Source organism: Ohessyouella blattaphilus, assembly GCF_024721265.1.
GTDB classification, from domain to species: Bacteria; Bacillota; Clostridia; order Lachnospirales; family Lachnospiraceae; genus Aequitasia; species Aequitasia blattaphilus_A.
On the sequence record NZ_JAMXOC010000071.1, the window covers coordinates 1 to 1,592 of the forward strand.

Annotated in this window: 1 protein-coding gene; it reads right to left on the bottom strand. The window is 37.3% G+C overall.

The features are described 5' to 3' along the window. Positions 1–123 precede the first annotated feature (123 nt). Positions 124–1,437: an IS30 family transposase gene (locus tag NHH16_RS15350; RefSeq protein ID WP_262070465.1), complete on the bottom strand. Its 1,314-nt coding sequence runs from the start codon at positions 1,435–1,437 to the stop codon at positions 124–126. Positions 1,438–1,592 lie beyond the last annotated feature (155 nt).

Consider the following 1,592-nt stretch of genomic DNA (forward strand, 5'->3'; position numbering starts at 1 on the left):
AAAATGTAAGCTTTACTGCATGCCAAACGGGCATCTGAAAATAGTGTGCGAGACTAAATTCCACATGCCTTGTGTGTAAGACTAAATTCTATGCAGTGAAATCTGCCTGTGCTTATACTATTTTTATTTTAACAAGTTTGGACTGAGCATAACGTCATCAGGTGCGATTGCCTCTAATCCTAATGCGTCATGCAATTGATTGTCCAAGAGTAAAAGAGAGAGTTCATATGGGCTATGCCCATTTAGACTGTCTCTTTTTTCGCTGTTGATGTGATTCATCATAAGTTTGATCTTGTCACTATTTAAATCAGCAAAGGAACTTCCTTTTGGACGGATATAGCGTATGTATTCATGGTTCTTCTCGCATACACCTTTTTGCCAAAAACAGTAAGGATCACAATAAAATACAGTAGTACTCTTGGTTCCATCACAGAATTCTTCCATTTCTTCTCGAGCAGAGAATTCTGAACCTCCATCTGTAAGTATAACAGGAAATAACTTCCTAAATACTTCCTGTCCAAGCACCGTTTCAAGCCATATAAAGACTTCAAGTACACACTCTTGATCCTGATGTTCGAGAAGGAACATCAACATGAGATTACAGTTTCGAAAAGTGAATGTTAAAATCGTATTGCTTTCACCTTTCTTACCCTCTACACAATCCATTTCTACAACTTTGGTATCTGGATGTTCTTTCATGTACCTTTCAAAATCTTCGTAGTTATGGTCTTTGCGATATGAACGATCTTTTGCACTGGTCTGTGTTGACTGCTTTCGTTTTTTATAGCGTATCACACGTCTTAAATCAATATTTCGCACGTCAAATATGCAAGAATCAATATAGGAGTAAAGTGTTCTTCTAGAACATCCTAATTCCTCTGCATGAGTAGCATAGATATGACCAATGGATTGATGATTGTTTTTAATGAGTGGCACAAGCAGGTCGTTCATTGCCTGAATACTTTGCGGTGTTTGGTTAATTCCGACTCTGCAATCAACCAGAACACTGCGATATTCATCATGAGCATACTTGGATGAGTAAAACGTTCTCTGCATAAGGCAGTGTGTCTTTTTACCACATCCATTGCAGACATAAGGCGGCTTTAACAACTTTTTACACTCTGTTACTTCATAACTTGGACAGACGTTGATACAACGCATATTTGGTTTCTTGCAAATCTTACATAGAGTTCCGCATTGCTCATCACATAAACAAACAAGCTTGCACTCTTTTCTGTGAGCACATGGCGGATTGGTATAACCTGCATCGGGACGTTCTTTGGTTCTGGCGTGGAGCCTTACTTCTTTTGAGATAGTTGATGGATCTTTACCGATTATTCGTCCAATTTCAGCGAATGATTTGTTTTCAGTAAGTCCTTTTTCAATTTCAACACGTTGCTCAAATGTTAAATGTTTCTGATTGCCTTTTTGATTCATAATAATCTCCAATCTGCACAGGCAGGCAATCAGCTGCAAGTACATTATATGGAGTAATAATTGAAAAAGACAATATGGTAAATATGTGTGCAGTAGTAATTTCTAGGTATATAGAATTTACTCTTGCCAACTAGAATTTAAAATTACATTTTAGT

Coding starts and splice junctions, on each gene's coding strand:
- NHH16_RS15350 (WP_262070465.1), bottom strand. CDS start 1,437: ATGAATCAAAAAGGCAATCAGAAACATTTAACATTTGAGCAACGTGTT.